Origin of the sequence: Nonomuraea sp. NPDC049655 (assembly GCF_044465465.1) — a bacterium.
Taxonomy (GTDB): domain Bacteria; phylum Actinomycetota; class Actinomycetes; order Streptosporangiales; family Streptosporangiaceae; genus Nonomuraea.
This window is the reverse complement of the sequence record NZ_JBITLS010000009.1, coordinates 256,957-275,569: the sequence shown is the minus strand read 5'-3', so window position 1 is coordinate 275,569 and position 18,613 is coordinate 256,957. Positions and strand designations below refer to the sequence as shown.

14 protein-coding genes are annotated in these 18,613 nt (G+C 76.3%); 6 read left to right on the top strand and 8 right to left on the bottom strand.

Translation table 11 applies throughout. The annotated features are described in order from the left end of the window. Positions 1-9: 9 nt before the first annotated feature. Both ACIBQ6_RS28835 and ACIBQ6_RS28830 read left to right on the top strand, forming a co-directional pair. Complete coding sequence (locus ACIBQ6_RS28835) at positions 10-744, top strand: HAD family hydrolase (RefSeq protein ID WP_397215718.1); 735 nt, start codon at positions 10-12, stop codon at positions 742-744. Next, positions 741-941, top strand: coding sequence for a hypothetical protein (locus ACIBQ6_RS28830; RefSeq protein ID WP_397215716.1), 201 nt, complete (start codon positions 741-743; stop codon positions 939-941). Before ACIBQ6_RS28835 ends, ACIBQ6_RS28830 begins: the two co-directional genes overlap by 4 nt. Before the next feature lie 9 nt (positions 942-950). Here ACIBQ6_RS28830 and ACIBQ6_RS28825 read toward each other — a convergent pair whose 3' ends face one another. Then, positions 951-2,528, bottom strand: coding sequence for an FAD-dependent oxidoreductase (locus ACIBQ6_RS28825; protein WP_397215714.1), 1,578 nt, complete (start codon positions 2,526-2,528; stop codon positions 951-953). 90 nt (positions 2,529-2,618) lie between these two features. On the opposite strand from ACIBQ6_RS28825, the gene ACIBQ6_RS28820 reads away from it, so the two are divergent. Beyond that, complete coding sequence (locus tag ACIBQ6_RS28820; RefSeq protein WP_397215712.1) at positions 2,619-3,209, top strand: helix-turn-helix domain-containing protein; 591 nt, start codon at positions 2,619-2,621, stop codon at positions 3,207-3,209. Between the two features lie 52 nt (positions 3,210-3,261). Here ACIBQ6_RS28820 and ACIBQ6_RS28815 read toward each other — a convergent pair whose 3' ends face one another. Further along, positions 3,262-3,717 (bottom strand): VOC family protein, encoded by a 456-nt coding sequence (locus tag ACIBQ6_RS28815; RefSeq protein ID WP_358297736.1) that lies wholly within the window; start codon positions 3,715-3,717, stop codon positions 3,262-3,264. Between the two features lie 77 nt (positions 3,718-3,794). Beyond that, positions 3,795-4,751 carry an ABC transporter substrate-binding protein gene (locus ACIBQ6_RS28810; protein ID WP_397215710.1) on the bottom strand — a complete coding sequence of 319 codons (957 nt, stop codon included), beginning with the start codon at positions 4,749-4,751 and terminating at the stop codon, positions 3,795-3,797. 59 nt (positions 4,752-4,810) lie between these two features. On the opposite strand from ACIBQ6_RS28810, the gene ACIBQ6_RS28805 reads away from it, so the two are divergent. Genes ACIBQ6_RS28805 through ACIBQ6_RS28795 form a run of 3 tightly spaced genes read left to right on the top strand, consistent with a single transcriptional unit; the run spans position 4,811 to position 9,100 of the window. Further along, positions 4,811-6,895 carry an iron chelate uptake ABC transporter family permease subunit gene (locus tag ACIBQ6_RS28805; protein ID WP_397215708.1) on the top strand — a complete coding sequence of 695 codons (2,085 nt, stop codon included), beginning with the start codon at positions 4,811-4,813 and terminating at the stop codon, positions 6,893-6,895. Between the two features lies 1 nt (position 6,896). Next, entirely contained in the window at positions 6,897-7,988 is a 1,092-nt protein-coding gene (gene fes, locus ACIBQ6_RS28800; RefSeq protein WP_397215707.1) for an enterochelin esterase, read from the top strand. Then, entirely contained in the window at positions 7,985-9,100 is a 1,116-nt protein-coding gene (locus ACIBQ6_RS28795; protein ID WP_397215705.1) for an amidohydrolase, read from the top strand. The genes fes and ACIBQ6_RS28795 overlap by 4 nt, the downstream gene beginning before the upstream one ends. 25 nt (positions 9,101-9,125) lie before the next feature. Here the strand turns inward: ACIBQ6_RS28795 and ACIBQ6_RS28790 are convergent, their stop codons facing one another. Genes ACIBQ6_RS28790 through ACIBQ6_RS28770 form a run of 5 tightly spaced genes read right to left on the bottom strand, consistent with a single transcriptional unit; the run spans position 9,126 to position 18,612 of the window. Continuing rightward, positions 9,126-10,502: an MFS transporter gene (locus tag ACIBQ6_RS28790; protein ID WP_397215703.1), complete on the bottom strand. Its 1,377-nt coding sequence runs from the start codon at positions 10,500-10,502 to the stop codon at positions 9,126-9,128. Then, positions 10,499-10,693: an MbtH family protein gene (locus ACIBQ6_RS28785; protein WP_358297748.1), complete on the bottom strand. Its 195-nt coding sequence runs from the start codon at positions 10,691-10,693 to the stop codon at positions 10,499-10,501. The genes ACIBQ6_RS28790 and ACIBQ6_RS28785 overlap by 4 nt, the downstream gene beginning before the upstream one ends. After that, positions 10,690-17,757 (bottom strand): amino acid adenylation domain-containing protein, encoded by a 7,068-nt coding sequence (locus tag ACIBQ6_RS28780; protein ID WP_397215701.1) that lies wholly within the window; start codon positions 17,755-17,757, stop codon positions 10,690-10,692. Before ACIBQ6_RS28780 ends, ACIBQ6_RS28785 begins: the two co-directional genes overlap by 4 nt. Beyond that, positions 17,754-17,972, bottom strand: a complete 219-nt coding sequence (locus ACIBQ6_RS28775) for a phosphopantetheine-binding protein (protein WP_387673335.1) — start codon at positions 17,970-17,972, stop codon at positions 17,754-17,756. The genes ACIBQ6_RS28780 and ACIBQ6_RS28775 overlap by 4 nt, the downstream gene beginning before the upstream one ends. Then, positions 17,965-18,612 carry an isochorismatase family protein gene (locus ACIBQ6_RS28770; RefSeq protein ID WP_397215699.1) on the bottom strand — a complete coding sequence of 216 codons (648 nt, stop codon included), beginning with the start codon at positions 18,610-18,612 and terminating at the stop codon, positions 17,965-17,967. The genes ACIBQ6_RS28775 and ACIBQ6_RS28770 overlap by 8 nt, the downstream gene beginning before the upstream one ends. Position 18,613 lies beyond the last annotated feature (1 nt).

Here is an 18,613-nt window from a genome sequence, read left to right as displayed (position 1 = left end):
ATCCGTGCCGTGGTGGTTGATGTCGACGACACCCTGTGCCTCACCGAGGCCGCGTGCTTCGAGCTGGAGAACGAGGTCCTGGGGCGGCTCGGCCACGGGCCCATGTCCAGGGCGGTGCACGTGGCGACCTGGGGCCGGTCGCTGCACGAGGCCATGCCGCTGCGCTCGCCCGGCCTCGACCTGGCCGCCTACCTGCCCCTGCATCACGCCGTGCTGCGCGAGTACGTGGCGGCCGGGCTGGTCGACGCCGTCCCGGGGGAGAACCTGCGCGCGATCGACGAGCTCAACGCGGCCGGGCGCGCGGTCATGCTGCTGACCTCGCGCGACGAGGCCGAGATGGAGCACCTGATGGCGCCGGGCCACGCGCTCGACGGCCGGATCGCGGCCGTCTACCACGCCGGCAACACCCGCTTCGGCAAGCCCGACCCGCGCGCCTTCGACGAGCTGCTGGCGGCCACCGGCCTGGCCCCCGACGAGTGCCTCTACGTCGGCGACTCCCCCACCGACGCCGCGGCGGCCACCGGCGCGGGCCTGCGGTTCGTCGCCTGCATGCAGAGCGGGCTGCGCCGGCCCGCCGACTTCGCCCCGCACCCGGTCGACGCCTTCATCGACGCCTTCCCCGACCTGACCGCCACCGTCGCCCTGCTGGAGGAGACCGCCCGCGGCCCGCTGACGACGGCCCTCGACCAGCGCGTCCCGGTGTCTGGACGAGGGTGCCGGGGTGGCGTAGAGCCGAGGGTATGAGCGCCTCGGAACTGCCGGACGACGAGCTGCGCGCCGCCGTCGCCGCGCGCCGGGAGCTGGGTCCCGACTACGAGCAGGCCCTGGTGGACTCGTTCCCGGAGCGGGTCGGCCACGAGATCGACCGGAAGGTCGAGGAGCGGCTCGCCCAGCGCGCCCCCCAGGACAGCGGCCTGGCCCTGCGCGAGCGCCGCCGCTGAGCGCTCGGGTCAGCCGCGCCGCCGGATCCTCAGCACGTTGTCGACGCGGACGGCCGGCGCGCCGCCCGGGGCGGTCTGGGCGCGTTCGAACTCCTCGGCCCGCAGCACCTCCCACTCCCCCTCGGCCAGCTCCAGAGCGTCCAGCACCTGCTGCGGGGTGGGCAGCTCGACGCGGGCTTCAGGCTCCCACGGCGGGGGGCCGGCGTGCCCGAGCACCAGGAGCTGACCGCCGGGCGCGACGGCCGCGGCGGCGGCGCGCAGGACCTTCTCGCGCGACAGCTCGGCGGGCGAGTGCAGGTAGCTCGCGGTGACCAGGTCGTACTCGCCCTCGGGGAAGGACTCGGCCAGGTCGTGGCGCTGCCAGTCGACGCGCTCGGCCACGCCCGCCTCCGCGGCGTGGACGGCGGCGCGGGCCAGGGCCACGCCGGAGATGTCGGCGGCGGTGACCCGCCAGCCGCGGCGGGCCAGCCACACGGCGTCGGCGCCCTCGCCGCAGCCCAGTTCCAGCGCGGTGCCGGGTGCCAGGTCCGCGACCTCCTCGACCAGGCGCACGTTGGGGTTGCCGCTCCAGATCCGTTCGGACTGCCCGTAGCGCTCGTCCCAGAACTGTTCGCCGGAGACCGGCGCGCCGGCGGCCGCCACCGCGCGGCGGGTCTCCTCCTCGATCAGGTCGGCGTTGATCGCCGCCGCCGCCCTGACCCCCGCGGCGGCGGCGCCGATGACGTTCTCGCCCAGGTTGGCCACGTTCCCGGCCACCCACACGCCGGGGACGCCGGTCGCGCCGGCCGGGTCGGCGGGCACGTGGACGCCCATGACGTGCCCGTTCATGAGCTGCTCGGCCGTCTCGACGCCGAGCCCGGCCAGCAGGGCGGAGCGGGCGGTGAAGCGCGGGGCGACCACGAAGGCCCGGCACGGGACGACGTCGCCGTTCTCCAGGGTGACGCCGGTGAGCGGGCCGGAGTCCGGCGACAGGCCGGCGACCCGCCCTTCGACGACGGTGACGCCGCGCGCGGCCAGCCTGGCCCGGTCCTCCTCGCCGAGCGGCGGGGCGGTGTGTGTGAAGAGCGTCACGTCGTCGCTCCACTGCCGCCACAGCAGCGCCTGGTGGGCGGCGATCGAGCCGGCGGCCAGCACGCCGATCGGCTGGTCGCGCACCTCCCACCCGTGGCAGTACGGGCAGTGCAGCACCTCCCGGCCCCACCGCTCGGCCACGCCGGGCAGGTCCGGCAGCTCGTCCACCAGGCCCGTGGTGACCAGCAGCCGGTCCGCCACGACCGCGGACCCGTCGGCCAGCCGCACGCGGAAGCCGCCGGCGTCCAGGCGTTCGGCCGCCACGGCGGAGCCGGTGACGAGCTCGCCGCCGTACCCGGCCACCTCGTCGCGGCCGGCGGCCAGCAGGTCGAGCGGCGGGGTGCCCTCCCGTCCCAGGTAGGTGTGCACGCCGTCGGCCGGGGCGTTGCGCGGCCGCCCCTCGTCGATCACCAGCACCCGGCGGCGGGCCCGGCTCAGGGTCAGGGCGCCGCTGAGCCCGGCGGCCCCGCCGCCGACGACCACCACGTCGTACTTGTCGTCCATCTTGTCGTCCACGCGTTCCTCCAGAGATGTGCCGATGGCACACTGTGCGTCCCGCGCGACGCGGTTGACAAATGTCGTTGCCGAAATGGCAAGCTGGGCCGCATGGACGAGACACCGGATCTCGACGAGGTCCTGCGGGCGGTGGGGCCGCGGCTGCGGGCGTTGCGGCAGCGGCGGGGCGTGACGCTGGCCCAGCTCGCCGAGGCCACGGGCATCTCGGTCAGCACGCTGTCGCGGCTGGAGTCGGGCGGCCGCCGGCCCACGCTGGAGCTGCTGCTGTCGCTGGCGCGCGCCCACCAGGTGCCGCTGGACGAGCTGATCGACGTGCCGCCGACCGGCGATCCGCGGGTGCACCTGCGACCGGTGTCGCGGCACGGCATGACGTACATCCCGCTGAGCCGGCGTCCCGGCGGGATCCAGGCGTACAAGCAGATCTACCCGCCGGGCTGGCCTCACGGCGAGTACGAGCAGCGGGCCCACGAGGGCCACGAGTGGCTCTACGTCCTGTCCGGGCGGCTGCGCCTGCTGCTCGGCGAGCACGACGTGCTGCTGACGGCGGGCGAGGTGGCCGAGTTCGACACCCGTGTGCCGCACGCGTTCGGCAATCCCGGCCCCGAGCCCACGGAGGTGCTCGCCCTGTTCGGGCGGCAGGGCGAGCGCATGCACGTGCGCGCCCGCCCCACCGCCGGATGAGCCACCGCCCGACGAGCCGCCGCCCGACGAGCCGCCGCTCAGGACGTGCCGGTCAGGAGGTGCCGAAGCCGTCCAGCTGCTCGCGCTCCTCCGGGGTGGCGAGCTCCTGGAAGACGGTGATGTGCAGGCCGCCGGGCGCGTCGAGGCGGGCGTTGAGCGACTGCCAGGGGGTGAGCGTGGGCGGGGCCACCTCGTCCGCGCCGGCCGACACCAGGCGGGCGGTGGTCGCACGGGAGTCGTCCACCTCGAAGGCGACCCGGAGCTTGGGCGCCACCTGCCGGCCCACCTCGACGTCGTCGATCATCTTCTTCTGGGCCGGGTTCGCGATCTCCAGGGTGGCCCGGCCCGCGTCGAGGATCGCCACGCGGGCGCCGTCGCCGGAGGAGTAGGCGGCCTCCTCGGGCAGGCCGAGCACGTCGCGGTAGAAGGTCAGCGCCGCCTCGTAGTCCTCCGCCTCGACGACCAGCCGGAGCTGTCGGACGGCCGGGGCGTCGGGGTGGTCGTTCATGGGTTCTCCTCATCGGATGCGGACGATCTCCCCCGCCAACCCGCGCCGCGCCCGGCAAATTCCCTTTCCAGGCTCGTTCAGGCGGCGGTGAGGGCCTTGACCAGGTCGTCCAGGACGACGCCGGCGGCCAGCGGGGCGCCGCGGGTGCTCCAGACCGAGCCGTTCACCGGCACGACGTGCCCCGCCTTGACCGCTCTCAGCTCCTTGAAGGCGGGCGTCCGCCGCACCTCGTCGAGCGTCTTCTCGCCGTCGGCGGTCAGCGTGGAGACGAACAGCCATTCGCCGTCGATGTCCGACAGCGCCTCCAGGCTGAGCGGCATGGAGTGGGCGGTGCCGTCCTTGTCCTGGGCGGCGGGACGGGTCAGGCCGAGGTCGGTGGCGACGAATCCGGCGAACTGCCGCTTCTCCATCCAGCTCGGGCCCTGCGGGTTCCAGCGCACGATGCTCACTTCGGCCGGCTTGATCCTGGCCTTGGCCGCGGCGACGCGGGCGTCGTAGTCGGCCATGACCTTCCTGGCCGCGTCGAGCTTGTTGAGCGCGTTGCCGACGCCCATGAACGACAGCTTCCAGTCGTCGGTGGGGGCCATCGTGACCACGGTGGCCGGGGTGATCTTGCGGAGCTGGTCGAGCACCTGCTGGTCCTGGAGGTCGCCGGCGAGGATGAGGTCCGGACGGGCCTCGACGACCTTGTCGATGACCGGCTGCAGCAGGTTGCCCACGACCGGGACGCCCTTCACCTTGTCGGCCAGGTAGGCCGGCGGCGTGTCGATGCCCTGGCCGTTGGTGATGCCCACCGGGGTCACGCCGAGGGCCAGGACGGCGTCCAGGTCCTCCTGGGTGAGGGTGACCACGCGCTTGGGCCGGGCCGGGACCTTGATCAGGGTGCCGGTGGCGTCCTTGACCTCCCGGACGGCCGGCGCGGCGGCGGCGGACGCGCCCGGCGCGGCGGGTGCGGAGGACGCGCCGCACGCCACGGCGGTCAGGACGGCGGCGGCGGCGACGAGCAGTCCGCCGACCCTGCGGAGAGGGGCCATACGAGCTCCCGAGCTAAGAAATGAGGTAAGCCTTACCTTTTTTAGGTTAGCCTTACCTTATGTTTACGCAAGTCCGGGCCTTCGGACTCGGCGCCGCCGCGCTGCTGGCCCTGTGCGCGGCGTCCATGCTCACCGGCGCGGGCCGGGTCGCCCCCGGGCAGGTCCTCGACCACCTGCTCAGCGGCGGCGGGGACGACCACCTGCGCATGGTGGTGGACACGCTGCGACTGCCCCGGACGCTGGCGGCCCTCGTCATCGGCGCCGCGCTCGGGGTCTCGGGCATGCTGCTGCAGTCGGTCACCCGCAACCCGCTGGCCGAGACCGGGCTGCTCGGCGTGAACGCGGGCGCCGCCCTCGGCGTGGTGATCGGGATCGTCACCGCCGGGGCGCAGACCGGAGGCGCGTACCTGGGATGGGCGCTCGGCGGCGCGCTGCCGGCCACCGGGGTCGTGCTCGCGATCGGGGCCCGGCTCTCGCCGCTGAAGCTGGTGCTGGCCGGGGCCGCCCTGTCGGCCACGCTCACCGGGATCACCACGGCCGTGCTGGTGGCCGACCCGGTCACGTTCGACCAGTACCGGTTCTGGATCCTCGGCTCGCTGGCCGGGATCCCCATGGACCGGGTGCTGGCGATCGCGCCGGCGGTCGCGGCGGGGCTGGTCATGGCGGCGGTCGCGGCCCGGCCGCTGGCGGCGCTGGCGCTCGGCGACGACCTGGCCGTCGCGCTCGGGCACCGGCCGGGGCGCACGCGGCTGTGGGTGACGGTGGCGGTGACGCTGCTCAGCGCCGCGGCGGTCGCGGTGGCCGGTCCGATCGGCTTCCTCGGCCTGCTGGCCGGTTACCTGTCCAGGGCCCTGGGCGGGGGGCGGGTGGGGCCGCGGATCGTGCTGTCCGGGCTGGCCGGGGCGGTGGTGCTGCTGGGGGCCGACGTGCTGGCCCGGGTGGTCATGCGGCCGTACGAGGCGCCCGTGGCGCTGCTGGTCGCCGTGCTGGGGGCGCCGGTGCTGGTCGTGGTGGCCCGGTCCCGGGCGGTGGCCGCCGGGCCCGGTGACCTGGTCCCGTCCCGCGCGCCGCGGCGGCGGCCCGCCCGCGGGGCCGCGCGGGCGGGTGGGCCTTCGCCTTCCGACACGCGCGTCGTGCGGCGGCGGGGCTGGTCGGTGCTGGTGCCCGTACGGTCCTCCGTGGCGGCGGCGGCGTTGCTGGCGGTCACCGCGGTGGCCGTCGTGGCGGCGGTGGCGGCCGGGCAGTCGGGCATGACGGCCGGGCAGGCGCTGAGTGCCCTGACGGGCGCGGGCGAGGGCGGGCACGTGCTGCTCGTCCAGGAGATCAGGCTGCCGCGGGTGGTGGCGGGGCTGGTGGCCGGGGCGGCGCTCGGGCTGTCCGGCTGCCTGACCCAGGCGCTGGCCCGCAACCGGCTGGCCACCCCCGACATGCTCGGCATCAACCAGGGCGCGGTCATCGCCATCATGGTCGCCGGGATGGTGTCCGCCTCGGGCACGCTGTTCGCCCACTGGTGGATCGGTCCCGTGGGCGCGCTGGCCGCCGCGGTGGCGGTGTTCGCCGTCTCGGGCGGCGTCGGCCGGCAGGGTTACCGGTTCATCGTGACGGGGCTGGCGCTGACCACGCTGGCCGGCGCGCTCACCCAGTCGCTGCTGGCCTGGCAGGGGCTCGGCTCGGCCACGGCCGTGCACTCCTGGAGCGTGGGCAGCCTGGCCGGGCGCGGCTACTCCGTCGCCCTGCCCGTGGCCGCCGGGCTGGCGGTGCTGGTCCCGGCCGCGCTCGCGCTGGCCCGCCGGGTGGCGGTGCTGCGCTTCGACGAGGACGTCAGCGCCGGGCTCGGCGTCGATCCAGGCCGGACCAGGATCGCCCTGCTGGCGCTCGCCGTCGTGCTGGCCGGGCTGGCGGCGGGCGTGGCCGGGCCCGTCGCGTTCGTGGCCCTGGCCGCGCCCGTCGTCGCCGCCCGGCTGGCAGGACCGGCCCGGCTGCCCCTGGTCGGCGCGCCGCTCACCGGCGCGGCGCTGGTCGTGATCGCCGACACGGCCGGACGCGTGGCCGCCGACGGCGCCGAGATCCCCGTGGGCGTCGTGACCAGCATCCTGGGCGGCCCCTTCCTGCTGTGGACCCTGCTGTCGGACCGGAGGCCGTGACATGACGCCCGCAACCACCCCGATCGTCGAGCCCGCCGGCACGCCCGGCCGGTGCAAGGTGACGTTCCTCTGGCGGCCCAGGTCGCGCGACGAGCAGGCGGTCGTGCTGATCAACACGATGACCGACCGCGACCGGCACGCGGGCGACATCAGCAGACATGTCATGACTCGCCGTCCGGGCAGCGACCTGCTCCACCTGACCTACGAGCTCGACGCCGACCTGCGGGCCGGCTACCAGATCCTGCCCTGCGACCGGCTGCCGGGCACCGACCGGGACTCCTGGCTCCAGGTCATGCGCACGGCCGTGCCGGATCCGGGCAACCCGCTCACGGTGCCCGGCCCGCCGGACCGGCGTCCCTCATCGTTGCTGGAGCTGCCGCAGGCGCCGCCGCAGCCGTACCGGGAGCGCCGGCCGGGCGTGCCGCGCGGCCGGGTCGGCCAGGCGCGGTCGGGCGGGCGGCGGGTGTGGGTCTACACGCCGCCCGGCCCGGCCGCCGGTCCCCTTCCCGTCGTGGTGCTGCTGGACGGCGAGGTGTGGGCCGGGCGCGTCGCGCCCACCCTGGACAACCTGGTGAACGAGGGCCGCCTCCCGCCGCTCGTCGTGCTGATGCCCGACTCGGTGGACCGGCCGGCCCGGCTGCGGGAGCTGGCCTGCCACGAGCCGTTCGTCCGCTACCTGGCCGACGACCTGCTGCCGTGGGCGGAGCGCACGTGGCGGGCGACCAGCGATCCGGGGCTGACCGTGATCGCGGGGCAGAGCCTCGGCGGGCTGACCGCCTCCTACGCCGCGTTCCTCGCGCCCGGACGGTTCGGCAACGTCCTGTCGCAGTCGGGGTCGTACTGGTGGCCCGACGAGGATCCGGAACGGCTGACCCGCCGGTACGCCGCCGTCCCGAGGCTGCCGGTGCGCTTCCACGTCGAGGCCGGCCGGCTGGAGTGGATGCTGCTGGAGGAGAACCGCCGCTTCGCCGGCGCCCTCGCCGCCCAGGGGTACGAGGTGAGCTACACCGAGTACAACGGCGGCCACGACCCGGCCTGCTGGCTCGGCGGCCTGGCCGACGGCCTCACCGACCTCGCGGCGGGCTGGCTGTGAACGTCAGGGACGCGATCCGCCGCCGCGCCGAGGCCCACGCCCCCGAGCTGGTCGCGCTCAGCCACCGGATCCACGCCCACCCCGAGACCGCGTTCGAGGAGCACCGGGCGGCCGCCTGGACCGCGGGCCTGCTCGAAGCGGGCGGGTTCGCGGTGACGGCGGGCGCGGGCGGCCTGCCGACGGCCTTCTCCGCCTCTCTCGGCAGCGGCCCGCTGACCGTGGCCTTCTGCGCCGAGTACGACGCGCTGCCCGGCCTCGGCCACGCCTGCGGCCACAACGTGATCGCCGCCGCCTCGGCCGGCGCGGGCCTGGCGCTGGCCCCGTTCGCCGACGAGCTGGGGCTGACCGTGAAGGTCGTCGGCACCCCGGCCGAGGAACGCGGCGGCGGCAAGGCGCTGCTGCTGGAGGCGGGGGTGTTCGACGGCGTGGACGCCGCCATGATGGTGCATCCCGGGCCGTTCGAGACCGTCCGGTTCCGCTCGTTCGCGCTCGGCACCCTGGACGCCGAGTACACCGGACGGGCCGCGCACGCGACCCTCGCCCCGTACGAGGGCCGCAACGCGGCCGACGCGGTGACGCTGGCCCAGGTGGCGATCGGCCTGCTGCGCCAGCAGCTCCCGCACGACCTGCGCGTGCACGGCGTGGTCACCTCGGCGGGCGAGGCGCCCAACGTCATCCCGGCCAGGTCCGCGGCCTCCTACGAGATCAGGGCCGCCGCCGCGCGGGACCTGGCGGGGCTGCGGGCCCGGGTGGAGTCCTGCTTCCGCGGCGCGGCGACGGCGACCGGCTGCGAGCTGCGGCTGACCCGGCCGGAGCCCGACTACCTGGACTTCCGCGACGACGCCGCCCTGGCCCGTCTCTACGCGGCCAACGCCGCCGCGCTGGGCCGTCCGGCGCCGGTGGAGCGTGAGCCGTTCGCGGTGACGGACATGGGGAACGTGTCGCACGTCGTGCCGGCCGTCCATCCCATGCTGGACATCGGGGCGGGCGGGGCCGCGCCGCACGAGCCGGGGTTCGCGGCCGCGGCGGCGGCCCCTGCAGCCGACCGCGCGCTGGTGGAGGCGGCCGTCCTGCTCGCACTGACAACCGCCGACCTGGCGCTCACCCCGTAGCCCCGGACGGCCGCCGGCTTGGGGCTCAGCCGGTGGGGCCGGCCTTCCGCGCGGTGACCGCGGTGGGCCGGAGCAGCGCCGCGGCGCCGCAGGCGGCCAGCAGGAACGCCGCGGCGGCCAGCAGTGCGGCGCGGTACCCGGCCAGGGCCGCGGCCGCGGCGCACACGCCGACGCCGAGCCCGCCGCCGAGCATGCGCAGCGACTGGAACAGGGTCATGGCCCGGCCCATCACCTGCGGCCCGACCGTCGTGAACGCCGACACCTGCACCGCCGTCACGGCCTGCCCGAGCACCAGCCCCACGGCGAACATGACGGCCCGCAGCGTCCAGGGGCCCGGCTCGGCCAGCGCGAGGAACGCGAACAGCGCCGCGCCGCCGAGCAGCCCGGCCGCCACCACCCGCCGCTCGCCCCAGCGGGCGCAGGCGCGGTCCACCAGGAACCCGGCGGCCATGAGCCCCAGCGCCTCGGGGAAGACGACGAGACCGGCGTCGGTGGCCGTGGCCGCCAGCGCGTCCTGGTACATCAGGGGGAAGGCGAACAGCATGCCGAGCAGCCCGGCGGCCGACAGCGTGGCGGTGGCCGCGCCGCGCAGGAAACCGCGGTCGGCCAGCAGACCCAGGTCCAGCAGCGGCAGCTCGGTGCTGCGCGCCGACCGGGCCAGCGCCCACACCAGGGCGGCTCCGGCGGGCAGCGCCGCCCAGGCGAGCGGCGACAGGCCGGCGGCGGCCTCGTTCAGCCCGTACATCAGCAGGCCGGACCCGGCGCCGGCCAGCAGCAGGCCGCGCACGTCCAGCCGCCCTGCGCCCGTGCCCCCGCCCCTGGCCGTCCCGCCGCCCGTGCCTCCGCCCGTGCCGGGGGCGGGCGGCGGCGCGGCGGCGCCGGCGAGCAGGGCCGCCGCGCCGAGCGGCAGGTTGACCAGGAACGCCCAGCGCCACGAGAGCGTGTCGGCCAGCAGGCCACCGAGCACCGGGCCGAGCGCGGGCGCGAGCGCGGTCGGCACCACGATGTGCCGGGACAGCCGCATGCGCTCCGCCGGGGCGTAGGCGGCGAACAACATGGCCATCCCGGCGGGCGTCAGGACGCCGCCCGCCGCGCCCTGCAGCACCCGGAAGCACACCAGCGACCCCAGGTCCCACGACAGCGCGCACAGCCCGGAGGCCGCCGTGAACGCGGCGAGCGCGGCCAGGAAGACGCGCGACGCGCCGTACCGGTCGCACAGCCAGCCGGCGACCGGCATGGCGATCGCGAGGCTGGCCAGGAACGCCGACTCCACGGCGTTCGCCGCGGCGGGCGGCACGCCGAGGTCGGCCGCGACGGCGAACAGCGCCGGGTTGACGATCGTCGCGTCCAGGCCGCTCACGCACATCGCCGTGACGTAGGCGGCCAGTACGCGGCCCCTCACCGGCGCAGGCTGCGGGGGCGCAGGTCGGTCCAGGACGCCTGGACGTAGGCCAGGCAGGCGGCCCGGCCGTCCGGCCCGAAGCGCACCGACCAGCCGTCGGGGACGGCGGCGAAGGAGGGCCACAGGGAGTGCTGGTCCTCGTCGTTTGCCAGGACGAGGAACTGCCCGTCCGGGTCGTCGAAGGGGTTCACGGGGTGTGCTCCTGGGTCGCGGGGGCGGCGCCACGGGGGCCGGGGCCGCCGGGTCGGTCGATTCCGTCGAGATGGTCGAGATGGTCGAGGCGGTCGAGGCGGGCGGCGACGATCGCGGCGATCTCGGCGATCGGGCCCGGCTGTGTCATGTCCTTGTGGCTGCAGGCCACGTCGTGCGTCTCGATCGTGCCGCCGACGTGCGGGCGCCAGGCGTCCGCGGTCAGGGTGTCGTCCACCGTGTCGACGGTGGCGCGGAAGAACAGCACGTCGCCGTCGAAGCGGCGGGTGTCGAGGGCGCGGACGAGGCGGTTGGTGTTGAGGTAGAGGTCCTTCAGCTCGGCCAGCGTCCCGGCCGGCAGCCCGGCCAGGGGGCTGGACTCGCGGCGCAGGATCTCCGCCACCCGCTCCAGCGTGAGGGCGGCGTCGGGGGCGAAGCCGGCCATCGTGAGCAGCGCCTCCAGCGCCTCGGCCTCGTCGGAGGGCGGCAGGTCGCGCATGCCCTCGGCGGGGTAGGCGTCCAGGACGGCCAGCAGCGCGACCTCCTGCCCGGCCAGCCGGAGCTGCACCGCCATCTCCTGGGCGATGATCCCGCCGGTGGACCAGCCCAGCAGGTGGTAGGGGCCGCGCGGGCGCACCAGCCTGAGCTGGGCCACGTAGTCGGCGGCCAGGCGGCGCAGCGAGGTGGGCAGGTGGTCGCGGCGGGCCTGCAGCCCGTAGATCGGGCGGTCCTGGACGTGCCGGATGAGGCCGCCGTAGCACCAGCTCAGCCCGCCCGCCGGGTGCACGCAGAACAGCGGCGGCCGGGAGCCGGACTCGCGCAGCGGCAGCAGCGTCCGCAGCGGGTCGGTGCGCGCGCCGCCCTGCGCCAGGACGGTGAGCGCGGCGGCGGTCGGCGCCTCGAACAGCGCGCCGACGGACACCTCGGCGCCGAACACCTCCTTGACCCTGGCCACCAGCCGGACCGCGAGCAGGGAGTGGCCGCCGAGGTCGAAGAAGCCGTCGTCCACGCCGACCCGGGGCAGGCCGAGCACCTCGGCGAACAGCGCGCACATCGCCTCCTCGCGCGGCCCGTCCGGCAGCCGGCCGCCGCCGGTGGGGGCCTCGGGGGCGGGCAGGGCGGCGCGGTCGAGCTTGCCGTTCACGGTGAGCGGCAGCGCGGGCACCCGGACGACGGCGGCCGGCACCATGTAGCCGGGCAGCACCCGCGCCACGAACGCCCGCACCTCCCCCACGTCGGCGTCCGTGGCGGAGGCGGGCCCCTCGGAGGCGGGCCCCTCGGAGGCGGTTCCGGCGGGGGCGGTTCCGGCGGAAGCGGATCCGGCGGGCGGGACGATGTAGGCGGTGAGGCGCTGGTCGCCGGGCCGGTCCTCGCGGACGATCACGGCGGCCTGGGCGACCGACGGGTGCCGCAGCAGGGCCGCCTCGACCTCGCCCGGCTCGATGCGGAAGCCGCGCACCTTGACCTGCTGGTCGGCGCGGCCCGCGTAGTCGAGCGTGCCGTCGGCGCGCCATCTGGCCAGGTCGCCGGAGCGGTACATGCGGGTGCCGGGCCGTCCGAAGGGGTCGGCGACGAACCGTTCGGCGGTCAGGCCGGGCCGGCCGAGGTAGCCGCGGGCGAGGCCGTCCCCGGCGACGTACAGCTCGCCGACCACGCCGGGAGGCACCGGCCGCAGGCGGTCGTCCAGGACGTAGACCCGCAGGTCGGGGATGCCGCGCCCGATGGGGCTGCCGTGCTGCTCGCCGGGCGGCAGCACGTGGTGGGTGACGTGCACGGTCGTCTCGGTGATGCCGTACATGTTGACCAGGCGCGGCAGGTCCGGACGGCGGGCCCGCCAGGGGGCGAGGCGGGCGGGCTCCAGCGCCTCGCCGCCGAAGATCACGTACCGCAGGGCCAGGTCGCGGCCGTCGTCGGCGGCGATGAGCTGGTAGAACGCCGACGGCGTCTGGTTGAGCACGGTGACGCGCTCGCGTTCCAGCAGGGCGAGCAGGTCGCCCGGGGACCGGCTGGTCTCGTACGGCACCACGACCAGGCGGCCGCCGTACAGCAGCGCGCCCCACAGCTCCCACACCGAGAAGTCGAAGGCGTAGGAGTGGAACAGCGTCCACACGTCGGCGGGGCCGAACCCGAACCACGCGTCGGTGGCCGACAGCAGCCGGACGACGTTGTGGTGGGTGACGACCACGCCCTTGGGCCGCCCGGTGGAGCCGCTGGTGTAGATGACGTACGCGGCGTCCCCCGGACGCAGGTCGCGCTCCGGGTCGTGATCCAGCCAGTCGCCGAGGTCGCCCAGCCAGGACGCGTCCACGACGCACACCGGCCCGGCGTCGGCGATCATGTGGTCGGTCCTGGCGGCCGGGTGGGACGGGTCGAGCGGCAGGTAGGCCGCGCCCGTCTTGACCACCGCGAGCAACGCCGCCACCAGGTCGGGCGAGCGGGGCAGCGACAGCGCGACGACGGCGCCGGGCCGGGCGCCGTGGGCGATGAGCTTGTGCGCCAGCCGGTTGGCGCGCGCGTTCAGCTCGGCGTACGTCCAGGTGTCCACGGCGACGGCGTCCGGGGTGCGACGGGCCTGGGCCTCGAACAGGCCGGGCAGGGTGCCGCCGGGCTCGCTGACCAGGTCGCCGTTCCACTCCTCGACCAGGGTGCGGCGTTCGGCGGCGTCGAGCAGGTCGTACCCGCCGAGCGGCCGGTCCGGATCGGCCACGGCCTGTTCCAGCAGGCGGGTCAGCCGGCCGGCGAGGGCGCGGGCGGTGGCCCGGTCGAACAGGTCGCGGTTGTACTCCAGGAACCCGGCGCCGGACGGGCCGACGTTCAGGGTGAGGTCGAACTTCGCCGTCCCGGTGTGGACGACCTCGACGCCGGGCGGTTCGGCGGCGTCCTGGTGGACGAGCATGACCTGGAACAGCGGGTGCCGGTCGCGCGACCTGGGCGGGTTGAGCGCCTCGACGAGCCGGTCGAAGGGCAGCTCGGCGTGGTCGAACGCGGTCAGGTCGGCGGCCTTGACCCGGTCCAGCAGCTCGGCGAACGACGGGTCGCCCGAGGTGTCGGCGCGCAGCACGAGGGTGTTGACGTAGAAGCCGACGCTGCCGTCCAGGGCGCTGTGGCCGCGGCCGGCGACGGGCGTGCCGATCGGGATGTCGGTGCCCGCGCCGAGCCGGGTGAGCAGGGCGGCCAAGGCGGCGTGCAGCACCATGAAGACGCTGGCGCGGGCGCGGCGGGCCAGCGCCTCGACCTCGGCCATGAGAGCGGGCCGGAACGTCACGGGGACCGTGCCGCCCGCGCCGCCCAGCACGGCGGGCCGTGGCCGGTCGTACGGCAGGTCGAGCCGGTCCGGCAGGCCGGCCAGCGTGGCCCGCCAGTGTTCCAGCCCGGTCAGGGGCAGGTCGCGCTGCCACAGCGTGTAGTCGGCGTACTGGACGGGCGGCGGCCCGAACGCCGGCGCCTGGCCGCTCCGGCGGGCCTCGTAGGCCGCCCTCAGGTCCCCGACCAGCGGCCCCGCCGACCAGCCGTCGCCCGCGATGTGGTGCAGGACGAGCATCAGCACGTGCCCGTCGCGGCCGAGCCGCAGCAGGTGGGCGCGGAAGGGCGGCTCGGCGGCCAGGTCGAAGCCGCGGCGGGCGATCCGGCGCATGGCCGCGGCGGGCTCGTCCGGCTGCCAGACGGGCATCGGGACGCTGTACCGGTCCAGGACCCGCTGGCAGGGGACGCCGTCGCGTTCGGGGAAGACCGTGCGCAGGATCTCGTGCCGGGCCACGACGTCGTCGAGCGCGGCCCGCAGCGCGGCGCGGTCCACGTCGCCGCCGAGCCGCAGCGCCAGCGGGATGTTGTACGTCGGGTTGGGCCCCTCCATCCGATACAGGAACCAGAGCCTGGCCTGCGCGGACGACAGCGGCACCGGATCGGGCCGCATCGCCGCCGGCCCGGTCCGCGGGGACGGGACCAGGGGCGGCCGGGGGGCGGCGGTGACGCCGAGCCGGGCCGCGAGCCCGGCCGGGGTGGGGGCGTCGAACACGGCCCTGATCGGCACGGCGGCCCCGAAGGTCTCCCTGATCCGCACGGTGAGGCGGGCGGCCAGCAGCGAGTGGCCGCCCAGGTCGAAGAAGCCGTCCTCGGGGCCCGCCGCCGGGAGGTCCAGCACCTCGGCGAACAGGGCGCACATGGTCTCCTCGGCGGCGTTCGCGGGCCCGCGGCCGGTGGCGGCCCTGGCCTCGGGGGCGGGGAGGGCGGCCCGGTCGAGCTTGCCGTTGGGCGTGCGGGGCAGCGCCTCCAGGGTGACGACCTGGGCGGGCGTCATCCCGACGGGCAACCGCGCGGCCGCGAACCGCAGCAGCTCCACCCCCGTCGAGAGGTCCGCGCCGGGCGCGCCGGGTGGGGTGGGGACGACGTAGGCGACCAGGCGGCCGGCGTGGGGGGCGACCGCGGCCGCGGCCACCGACGGGTGCTCCTCCAGCACCGCCTCGACCTCGGCCGGCTCGATCCGCACGCCGCGCACCTTGACCTGGTCGTCGGCCCGGCCCAGCAGCTCCAGCCGTCCGGGGGCGGCCCAGCGGGCGCGGTCGCCCGTCCGGTACAGCCGCGACCCGCCGGGACCGGCGACGAACCGCTCGGCCGTCAGGTCGGGACGCCCGAGGTAGCCGCGGGCCAGCCCCTCCCCCGCCAGGTACAGCTCGCCGGCGGCGCCCGGCGGCGCCGGTTGCAGCGCGTGGTCGAGCACGTGCGCCGACGAGCCCGCGGTGGGCCACTCCGAGCCGTCGCCGAGCCAGGTGTAGGCGTCCACGGTGGCCTCGGTGGGGCCGTAGTGGTTGACGGCGAACGTGCGCTCGCGCAGCGTCCGCCACAGCGGGCCGGGCACGTCCTCGCCGCCGACCACGACGACGCGCGGCGGCTCGGCCAGCAGGCCGGGCAGCTCCTTCAGGTGGGAGGGGGTCAGGTCCAGGTAGTCGACGCCGTGCTCGCGGACGTAGGCGGTCAGGGCCTCGGGGTCGCGGTAGCGGTCGTCGCCGAGCAGGTGCAGCTCGTGACCGCCGATCATCCACAGCACCGGGTCCAGGGAGGCGTCGAACGAGAACGACGCGGTGTGCGCGACGCGCAGCCGCCCGCCGTCCGGGAACAGGCGCTCGCGGTGGGAGTCCAGGAGGGCGGCGAGCCCGCCGTGGGTCCCCACGACGCCCTTGGGCCGGCCGGTGGAGCCGGAGGTGTAGATGACGTACGCGGCGTCGCCCGGCCCGGGGAGAGGCAGCGGATCCGGCGTGCCGGGCGCATCCCCCGCCCAACCGGGGGTGAGCACGACGGACGGGGCGGCGTCGGCCAGCATGAGGGCGCGCCGCTCCGCCGGGTAGGAGGGATCCACCGGCAGGAAGGCCGCGCCGCTGCGCAGCACCGCCAGCAGCGCCACCACCAGCTCGGCCGAGCGCGGCAGGACGACGGCCACGACCCGCTCCGGGCCCGCGCCGCCGGCGGCCAGCCGCCGGGCCAGCCGGTCCACCCGCGCGCCCAGCTCCTCGTAGGTGAGCCTGTCGCCGTCGCACACCAGGGCCGTCTCGGCGGGCGTCAGCCGGACGCGTTCCAGGAAGGCATCCACCACGGTCCGGCCAGCGGTCCGCCCAGCGGTCCGGCCAGCGGTCCGGCCAGCGGTCCGGCCGTCCGTCCGGCCGTCGGCCTGCCTGGTGGCGCGGCCGGTGGCGCGGCCGGTCGGCTGTGGGGCCTCGGAGGGAAGGGCCGCGCGGTCCTCGGCGGTGAGGAGGGGGAGGCGGCCGAGCGGGGTGTCCGGGGAGGCGCCGGTCAGGGTGGTGAGGAAGCCGGCCAGGCGTCGGGTGTGGGCGGCCAGGGCGGCCTGGTCGTAGCGGGCGGCGTTGCCGTCGAGTTCCAGGGTGAGGCGGTCGCCGTCGGGCAGCAGGGCCACGGCCACGTCGTCCACCGGCCCGGCGGCCAGGTTGGTGACGGTGCCGGTCGCGTTGCCGAACTTCGTCTCGGCCGGGAACGGCTTGATGTTGAGCAGCGGGCCGAACAGCGCCCGCGACGTCCCGCCGAGGCCCAGGTCGCGGCGCAGGTCCTCGATGCGGTAGCGGCCGTGGCGGCGGGCCTCGGCGATCCGGCGGGCGGCCTGCCCGACCAGGTCGCCGACCGTGCGCCCGGGCCGTACGTCGAGCCGGACGGGCAGCACGTTGACCGTCAGGCACGGCACGCGGACGGCGGCCCCGGTGCGGTTCATCAGCGGCAGCCCGACCAGCACGTCGGTGCCGCCGGTGAGCCGTCCCACGTAGCAGGCCAGGCCGGCGGCGGCGACGTCGGCCCAGGTGGCGCGGGCGGCGCGGGCCAGGTCGTCCCACCGGGGCAGGGGCGGCAGGACGGCGCGCCGCCGGACGACCTCACGGGCCGACAAGGCGGGCGTGCCGGCGAGCCCGGCGACCTCGCGGGCCGACAGACCGGGCGTCCCGGCGAGCCCGGCGGGCTCGGGGGCGCCGGCCAGCCGCTCCAGCCAGTACGCCCGGTCGCGGGCCCGCCGTTCCGAGGCCAGGTACGCCTCCTCCTCGGCCAGCAGCGCCGCCATCGACCCGAACGGCCCCGCCCCCGGCGCCAGCCCGTCGGCCAGCGCCGTGTAGATGCCGGCGGTCCGGCCGACCAGCATCGACAGGGCGTAGGCGTCGATGAGGATGTGGTGGGCCCGCAGGTACCAGACGTGGTGGTCGCCGGCCAGGCGCAGCAGCGCGTGCCGCGACAGGGGGCCGGTGACGACGTCCACGGGCGCGGCCAGGTCGGCCCGCATCCAGGCGTCGGCCGCGGCCTCCGGGTCGGGCTCGGCGCGCAGGTCCAGCACGGTCAGGCAGCCGCGCAGCGAGTCGTAGTCGGGCAGGTACTGGGCCGGTTCGGCGGTGAAGCGCAGGCGCAGCGGCTCGGCCTCGGCCAGGCAGCGTTCCAGCGCCCGCGCGAAGAGGGCCGGGTCGAGCGGGCCGCGCAGGTCGATGCGGTCCGCGGCGTTGTAGACGGGGTTGGCGGGATCCAGGCGCTGGGCGAGCCAGATCCCGGCCTGGGCGCCCGTGAGCGGCATGGTCTGCACGGTCACGTGAGCAGCTCCGCCCAGGCCGCGATGGTGGGCCGGTCCACGAGGTCGGGGAAGCCGATGTCGCGGCCCTCCCGCTTCCACGCCTCGATGAGCGTCATCACCCTGATGGAGTCCAGGCCGGCGTCCAGCAGGTCGTCGTGCGGGCCGAGCTCGGCGGGCTCGACGTACAGCAGGCCGGCGATCTGGGCGCGCAGGCGCTCCTCGGCCTCAGACACCGGCCACCGCCCCCGACAGGGCGCGGCTGACGCGGGTGGTCGTGGTGGTGACGGCGCACCGCTCGGCGGCGTAGGTGAGGGCCATCTCGTGGTGCTGCCGGGAGAAGTCGGCGACGGCGTCGGCGACCACGAACGCCTGCACGTCCCGCATGAACGCCTCGCAGGCGGTCATCAGCACGCCGATGTGGGCGTACACGCCGCAGATGACGAGCTGGTCGCGGCCCTGCCCGGCCATCAGCTCGGCGAGCCCGGTGCGCTGGTAGGCGCTGTAGCGCCACTTGGTGAGCAGCACGTCGCCGTCGCCGGGCGTCAGCTCGTCGGCGATGGCGGCCTCGCGCGGGTCGGCGCCGATGCCGGTGCCCCAGAAGTCCAGCAGCAGGCCGCGCTGCTCGGCGCTCTGGGCGCCGGGCTGGGCGGAGTAGACGACGGGCACGCCCAGCTCGGCGCACCGCTCGCGCAGCGCCAGCACGTTGGCCATCAGCTCGACCATCGGCGAGCGGCCGGGGGTGAAGGCGCGCAGGAAGTAGTTCTGCATGTCGTGCACGAGCAGCACGGCCCGGCGCGGGTCGGGCCGCCAGTCCACCCGGTCGGCCGGGAGCTCGGACGGCATGGCGTACGGTTCGATCCTGGGGATCGGCATG

Bases quoted from the DNA above. Each gene is read 5' to 3' on its own strand.
- ACIBQ6_RS28810 (WP_397215710.1), bottom strand. From the start codon at position 4,751: ATGGCCCCTCTCCGCAGGGTCGGCGGACTGCTCGTCGCCGCCGCCGCC.
- ACIBQ6_RS28820 (WP_397215712.1), top strand. From the start codon at position 2,619: ATGGACGAGACACCGGATCTCGACGAGGTCCTGCGGGCGGTGGGGCCG.
- ACIBQ6_RS28805 (WP_397215708.1), top strand. From the start codon at position 4,811: ATGTTTACGCAAGTCCGGGCCTTCGGACTCGGCGCCGCCGCGCTGCTG.
- ACIBQ6_RS28815 (WP_358297736.1), bottom strand. From the start codon at position 3,717: ATGAACGACCACCCCGACGCCCCGGCCGTCCGACAGCTCCGGCTGGTC.
- fes (WP_397215707.1), top strand. From the start codon at position 6,897: ATGACGCCCGCAACCACCCCGATCGTCGAGCCCGCCGGCACGCCCGGC.
- ACIBQ6_RS28830 (WP_397215716.1), top strand. From the start codon at position 741: ATGAGCGCCTCGGAACTGCCGGACGACGAGCTGCGCGCCGCCGTCGCC.
- ACIBQ6_RS28770 (WP_397215699.1), bottom strand. From the start codon at position 18,612: ATGCCGATCCCCAGGATCGAACCGTACGCCATGCCGTCCGAGCTCCCG.